This window comes from Nonomuraea antimicrobica (assembly GCF_039536965.1).
In the GTDB taxonomy this organism is placed as follows: Bacteria; Actinomycetota; Actinomycetes; order Streptosporangiales; family Streptosporangiaceae; genus Nonomuraea; species Nonomuraea antimicrobica.
The window spans coordinates 20,981-27,592 of the sequence record NZ_BAAAZP010000052.1 but is presented as its reverse complement, the minus strand read 5'-3'; the positions used below and the strand labels follow the sequence as shown (position 1 = coordinate 27,592).

Below are 6,612 nucleotides of genomic sequence, written 5' to 3'. Positions count from 1 at the left end.
GCCGCCGTGCCGCCGCCGTGCCGCCGCCGTGCCGCCGCCGTGCCGCCGCCGTGCCGCCGCCGTGCCGCCTCGTCGGGCGAGGACGCCCGCCCAGGGCCCGGGAACGGCCTTGTCGTGCGGCCGGTTGGTAACAGTTCGGCTGCGAACGCAAGCCCAGAACCAGGGTGGTCGACCAGGAAACCTGGCGCGGTCCAACATGCGACAAAGCGGCAGGACAACGCCTTGCAGGCAGCGAAAAGGGTGCGTCCGGCGTGACGGCGATGCCAGACGCGTGAATGCAGACCGCGTAATTGACTTTACTTTCCTGATCAAACTCTGGCCAAACCTTATTGCGATCTCAATTCGGCAAAGGCGATCGTCTTACCTTCGGTGACAAAAATGGGTCTGCCATTTGATGGAACCAATACTGCAGACTGTCTCCCGTGGGTGCATCGGTGCTGTCAAGCGGACCGCCATCCGTAGATCAGGTGGCGGACCTCGTCGCGAAGGGAAGGGAGCGCGGAAGCGTAACCGTCGATGACGTCGCAGCCGCGCTTGACCGATCCGAGTTGCCGTCCGACGCGCTGGAACGCGTCGTGCGGATGCTCGCCGAGAACGGCGTGGAGGTCCTCGAGCCTCAGGGCGACGAGGAGTCCCCCCGCGCCGATGAGGAAGACGTAGGCAAGCGGGCGCCGACGAGCGATCTCGTCCGGATATATCTGCGGGAGATCGGCCGCGTGCCCTTGCTGACCGCCGAGGAGGAGGTGGAGCTCGCCAAGTCGATCGAAGCCGGCCTGTTCGCGGAGGACAAGCTGGCCAGCGGGGTCTCGCGTCTGGCCTTCCCCGAGTTCAGGGAGCTGGTCTGGCAGGGCACCCGGGCCAAGCAACGGCTGATCGAGGCCAACCTCAGGCTCGTGGTGTCGATCGCGAAGCGCTACGTGGGCCGCGGCATGTTGTTCCTGGACCTCATCCAGGAGGGCAACCTCGGGCTCATTCGGGCGGTCGAGAAGTTCGACTACACCAAGGGCTACAAGTTCTCCACCTATGCCACCTGGTGGATCAGGCAGGCGATCACGCGGGCCATCGCCGACCAGGCCCGTACGATCCGCATCCCCGTGCACATGGTGGAGACCATCAACAAGCTCGTCAGGGTCCAGCGTCAGCTCCACCAGGATCTCGGCCGTGAGCCGATCCCCGAGGAGATCGCCAAGGAGATGGACCTCCCGGTCGACCGGGTGGTGGAGATCCAGCGCATCGCCCAGGAGCCGGTGTCGCTGCAGTCGCCGATCGGCGAGGAGGACTCCGACCTCGGTGACTTCATCGAGGACGCCGACGCGGTCGTGCCCATGGAGGCCGCGGCCTTCATCATGCTGCAGGACCAGCTCGACGACATCCTGGCCACGCTGTCCGACCGCGAGCAGCGCATCATCCAGCTCCGCTTCGGCCTGGCCGACGGGCACCCGCGCACGCTGGAGGAGGTGGGCAGGGAGTTCGGCGTCACGCGGGAGCGCATCCGCCAGATCGAGTCGAAGACGCTGGCCAAGCTCCGCCACCCGACGCGCGCGCAGATGCTGCGTGACTATCTCGACTGACCGCGTACTCGATTGACCGCGTATCGGAAGGGGACGGCCGTGGCCGTCCCCTTCCGTCTGTCCACCGGAGCCCGTTGATCAGCTCCTGGTCCAGGAGCGCGCGGTCACGAGCAGCCCTCGAACTGCGGCACCGCGATCGTGGTGAACTTCAGCCCCGAGCCGCCGAACCACTTGCGCAGCAGTTGCCCCGCGGTCCCGTCCTGGTACATGTCGGTGATCGCCCGGTTCACCGCCTCGCATCCGGGCACGTCGCCCTTGGCCAGCCCGATCCCGCTGCGTTGCTCGTTGAACTGCGCGTTGGCCAGCCGCAGCCCCGACCCGTCCTGCTTGGCCAGGCCCGCGAGGATCACGTCGTTGGTGGTGACCGCGTCCACCTCCCCGCCCTTGAGCGCCGCCAGGCACCGCGCGTAGTCGGGGAACGGCACGACCCGCGCCGCCACCCCACGCTCCTCCACGACCCGCTGGGCCGCGTTCGAGCCCGTGACCTCGCAGATCCTGCGCCCCTTGAGGTCGCGCACGTTATCGATCGTCTCGCCGCCGCGAGTGAGGATGTCCTGGTACGAGATGTGGTACGGCCCCGCGAACAGCACCCGCTTCTTGCGCTCCTGATCGATCGTGAACGTGGCCACCACCAGGTCGGCCCGCCCGTCGCCGAGCACCTTCTCCCGGTCGGCGGCCAGCACGCCGAGGAAGGAGACCTCCTTGCCCAGCTTGCCGGCGACGTAGCGGGCCACGTCCACGTCGAAGCCCTCGTACGTGCCGTCGGAGCTGCGGAACCCGACCGAGGGCAGGTCGGAACGGACCCCGATCACCAGCCGGTCCTTGTCCAGGATCGACTCCTGCCCGCCCATCCCGCAGCCCGCCGCCGCCATCGCGGCCAGGACCAGCACCACTGCCAGCGTTCGCCTCACCGGTACTCCTTGAGTCGTGGCCACACTCCGGCGATCACCAGCAGCCCGATCGCGCCGATGGCGTAGGGGAGCAGCCGCCACAGGTTGTCCAGCGCGCCCTCGCCGGTCGCGATCGCCCGGTCGAAGGCGGCCTGGTGCGAGTCCGCCAGCCGCACCAGCGCCCGGTCGTACAGGGTGAACGCGGTAGTGACGGGCCCGACCCGCGCGGCGACCGCGTCGTTGGCCCGCCCGCCCTCGGCCGCCGCGCGCAGCTCCCGGTCGGCGGCCTGGTACTTCTGGTACGCCCGGAAGACCTCCTCGCCCCGCTCGCCGACCAGCTCCGGCCCCAGCATGCCGAGGTAGTCCTTCGACCCTCCGGCCACCGCGCCGTGGTAGGTCGCCAGGTTGCCCGCGTTGTAGTAGACGACCGACAACGACTTGTCCAGGAACGTGTGCTCGTAGGTGTCGGCCAGCTCCTTGTCCAGCAAGTACCGGCTCTGGTCGCCCTGCATGCTGTTGCTGATCGCCCGCGTCTTGGCCAGCGTCAGCACCGAGTCGAACCCGGCCGCCTTGGCCGTCCGCAGCGCGGCCTCGTCCTGGGCGAGCACGTTCGAGCCGAAGAACAGCGCCACGGCGGTCGTCACGGTGGCGACCAGCAGCGCCGGGCCGAACACCCGGCGGAAGCGCCGTGCCAGGTACACCTGCAGCCAGATGAGGCAGCCCAGCGCCACCAGCCCGGTCACCACCACCGCCACTCGCAGCAGCGGCACCGTGACGGCCTTCTCGTCGTAGGTGGCCCGCACGATCGTGCCGCTCTCCAGCGTCAGGTTGTACGCCTGCGGCAGCAGCACCAGCCGCATGAGGTCGGTGGCCTTGCGATAGGTCTGCACCACGTTGTCCGGCGGCGGCCCGGGAGGGTGCCCGGCCTGCTCGTTCAGCAGCAGCGCCTGGGAGGCCAGCCGCTCGTACTGGCCGAACCCGTCGAGCAGCGACTCCACGGTCCTGCGCTCGGCCCGGTTGTCGCCCGACAGCTCGAACGCCTCCAGCAGGGCCCGGTTGGCGGCGGCCCGCTGCGCCTCGTACCGGTCGAGCGCGTCCACGCGTTCCCGCGGGTACTCCTCACCCATCACGAGCACGTTGGCGACCTGCGCGTCCATGTCGCTCAACGCCAGGTAGAGCCCGGCGGTGGCGACGACCTGCGGGCCGGCGTCGCGGCCGATCACCCGCAGCCCGTCGCGGGCGCTCGAACTGCCGACCGCGAGCGCCACGAACAGCAGGGCCAGCGAGGCCACCGTGACGCCCGAGATGACCCGGATCCTGCCGGGCACGCTGCGGCGGGCCGTCGCCACGGGGGCGGCCCTGGTCTGCACCACGGTCACGGCGTGCCCTCCCTGATGGTGATCACCGTCCACGCGCCCAGGTGGATCCGGTCGCCCGGGCCCACCCTGATCGGCACGTTGACCTTGACGGCCCGGCCGTTCACCTGGGTGCCGTTGGCCGAGCCCGGGTCCACCAGCAGCCACGAGCCGTCGGGCTGGGCCAGCAGCACGGCGTGCAGGTGGGAGACGCCGGGGTCCTCGGGCGGGCCGGTCAGGTCGATCTCCGGCGCCACGTTCCTGGCCCGGCTGCGGCGCCCGATGCGTACCTGCTCGCCCACCAGCGGGAACGAGCGCTCAGGACAGTACGGCGGGAACGCCATCGCGGCCGCGTCCGGCCCGCCCTCGGCGATGACCTTCTCGTAGTACGTGCGGTCGGCGGCCGTCACGGCCTCGTACCGGGCCCCCGTCACGGGGAGCGGCACGGGACCGCCCTGCCCGGTGTAGTCGTGGCCGCACACCTCGCAGAACTGCCCGGCCCGCGGCGTCCGGCAGACCGGGCAGCCCTCCGCCGCGGCCTGGGGCTGCGCTCCCCGCGGGGAGTGGGACGCGGGAGCTGAGGGCTGGGGCTGGGGCGGCCCGGCCATCTGGGTGCCGCAGACGTCGCAGTAGTCGTCCGCGCCGGACGGGTGCCCCTGCGGGCAGGTCGCCATCAGCTTCCTTCCTTGCGCAACCGGCTGGTCCGCACCGAGCCGGTGTCCAGCTCGATCTCGTCGGCCTTGTCCACGTTCCTGCGCAGCCGGGCCGTGCCGGTGACCGGATCCACCTCCACCACCTTCTCCAGCAGCCTCGCGGTGTCCTCCCGGCCCGACTCGGCGGCGAGTTCGCGGGCCTTGGCCAGGCGGGCGGTGGCGGTGTCGACGTCGCCCATCGCCCGCGCGCCGAGCCCTTCCTGGATCAGCTCGTGCAGCTCGGCCTGCCCGGTGTAGTGGGCCACCTTCCCGTTGATCCGGGTGGACTGCGCCAGGTCGTCGGTCCACTGCGCGAGCACGTTGCCGCTGGCCACGACGTCCTGGGTGTCGGGCCGGACGAGCTTGACCCAGCCCGCCCTGATCTCCTGCCCGATCTGCCCCGGCGGCACCTCGACGCACACGTGGTACTCGCGCTCCTCCGTCCCCCACGACCCGGTCGGGTAGTCGCCGGTCAGCGGGTTGACGTCGGTGCGCTTCCCGGTCAGGTCGAGCAGCGTGGGGGAGACCTGCTTGACGAACTTCAGCTGCGCCGTCTGCGGCACCCACACCCGCAGCGCCAGCTCGGCCACGGTCTTGCTCATGGACGTCTGCGTGAGCCGGCGGAAGAACTCCGAAAGATCCCCCTGATTGCGTACGAAGTCAAACGTGCCCAGCATCGCCTCGGCCACCTTGCGCAGCTCGGCGGGCACCCAGTCGTCACCGACGCCCAGGCTGTCGCACACGAACTTGCCGCTCCAGCCCGCCAGCACCGAGGCGAACACCTCGGGCCGCTCGTTGTTCTGCCCGTCGGTCATGAGCAGCGCGTGCCTGATCGCCGACGGGCGGGTGGTCAGCAGGTGGCCGGCCAGCTTGAGCCATTCGCCGATCGCGGTGCCGCCCTGCGCGCTCAGCCGGCCGATCGCCCGCTCGGCCTCCGCCCTGGTGGCCGCGCTCGCCTTGACCAGGTTGGCGCCGCCGGGGTAGACGACCCTGGCCTGCTCCGTACCGGCGACCACGGCGAAGTGCACCCCGTCGCGCAGGGTGCGTACGGCGGTGACGGCCGCCTGCCGGGCCTCCCTGATCTTGCCACCGCTCATCGAGCCGGACGTGTCAATGATGATCACTTCGGCCGCCTCGGCGGGCGCCGCCTGGACGCTCACCCCGCCCGTCGAGCCGATGGTCAGAATCGCGTGCACCTCGCGGCCGTCGAGGGGAAGGAACTTGTTCTGGTCGATGTTCAGCGTGAAAGCGGGCTGGTCACCCATGCGCTTCTCCTAGGGGAATCAAGGCGATCGTCACGTTGTCCTGGCCGCCGGAGTCCAGCGCGTGGCGCAGCAGCTCGCGGGCCAGTTCGATGGGGCTCCCCGCGGCGGGGAAGGCGTAGCCGTCCAGATAGCGCCACAGGCCGTCGCTGCAGACGAGCAGCAGCCCGGGGCCCGCGCTGGTGAAGGTGCGCACGTGGGGGGCGACGTCGCCCGCGTCGGCGCCCAGCCAGGCGGTGATCTCGCCGGTCTCCACGGCGTCGTCCACGGTCAGCGGGACGCCCTCGGGCAGCAGGTACGCCCGCGTGTCCCCGGCCCAGGCGAGCGTGAGCGCGCCCCGCGGCCCGGCCACGGCGGCGATGTAGGTACAGGCCGGGGCGTCGTCCACCGAGGTCGCCAGCTTGGCCACCGCCCGCCCCGCCAGCTCGAACGCCTCCTCGTGCGCCAGCCCTCTGGCCAGCGCGTCCGCCGCGGTCTCCACGGCCACCGCGGACGCCTCGTCGGCCCGGGGCGAGCTGCCCACGCCGTCGCACACCACGGCCACGACCGAGCCGCCCGCCTCCAGCAGCGCCACCGCGTCCTCGTTGCGGCTGCGCCGCAGGCCCCTGTCGGTCAGCGCCGCCGCGCCGCCGCCGAGCACGGTCTCGGCGTGGTCCCTGCCGGTCGGCTGGCGTACGCCGCAGCGCTCGCAGTAGCCCTCCGCGTCCACGGCCTGCGCCCCGCACGAGGCGCAGGCGGGGGCGCCCAGGGTGTGGCCGCACGCCTCGCAGTACGTGTCGCCCGCCACCACGGGAGCCTCACACAGCGGGCAGTTCACGGCCCCCACCTCTCATGATCACGTT

Annotated in this window: 6 protein-coding genes; 1 reads left to right on the top strand and 5 read right to left on the bottom strand. The window is 71.1% G+C overall.

Translation table 11 applies throughout. From position 1 onward, the window contains the following. Positions 1-467 precede the first annotated feature (467 nt). Entirely contained in the window at positions 468-1,571 is a 1,104-nt protein-coding gene (rpoD, locus tag ABD844_RS14980; protein ID WP_425568565.1) for an RNA polymerase sigma factor RpoD, read from the top strand. A 104-nt stretch (positions 1,572-1,675) separates the two neighbouring features. Here the strand turns inward: rpoD and ABD844_RS14975 are convergent, their stop codons facing one another. Genes ABD844_RS14975 through ABD844_RS14955 form a run of 5 tightly spaced genes read right to left on the bottom strand, consistent with a single transcriptional unit; the run spans position 1,676 to position 6,587 of the window. Continuing rightward, positions 1,676-2,482 carry a glutamate ABC transporter substrate-binding protein gene (locus ABD844_RS14975; RefSeq protein WP_344877205.1) on the bottom strand — a complete coding sequence of 269 codons (807 nt, stop codon included), beginning with the start codon at positions 2,480-2,482 and terminating at the stop codon, positions 1,676-1,678. Then, on the bottom strand, positions 2,479-3,840 hold the full coding sequence (locus ABD844_RS14970) for a hypothetical protein (protein ID WP_344877203.1): 1,362 nt from the start codon (positions 3,838-3,840) through the stop codon (positions 2,479-2,481). The genes ABD844_RS14975 and ABD844_RS14970 overlap by 4 nt, the downstream gene beginning before the upstream one ends. After that, positions 3,837-4,490, bottom strand: a complete 654-nt coding sequence (locus ABD844_RS14965) for an FHA domain-containing protein (RefSeq protein WP_344877201.1) — start codon at positions 4,488-4,490, stop codon at positions 3,837-3,839. The genes ABD844_RS14970 and ABD844_RS14965 overlap by 4 nt, the downstream gene beginning before the upstream one ends. Beyond that, complete coding sequence (locus ABD844_RS14960) at positions 4,490-5,773, bottom strand: vWA domain-containing protein (RefSeq protein WP_344877199.1); 1,284 nt, start codon at positions 5,771-5,773, stop codon at positions 4,490-4,492. Before ABD844_RS14960 ends, ABD844_RS14965 begins: the two co-directional genes overlap by 1 nt. After that, entirely contained in the window at positions 5,766-6,587 is an 822-nt protein-coding gene (locus tag ABD844_RS14955; protein ID WP_344877197.1) for a PP2C family protein-serine/threonine phosphatase, read from the bottom strand. The genes ABD844_RS14960 and ABD844_RS14955 overlap by 8 nt, the downstream gene beginning before the upstream one ends. Between the last annotated feature and the right edge of the window lie 25 nt (positions 6,588-6,612).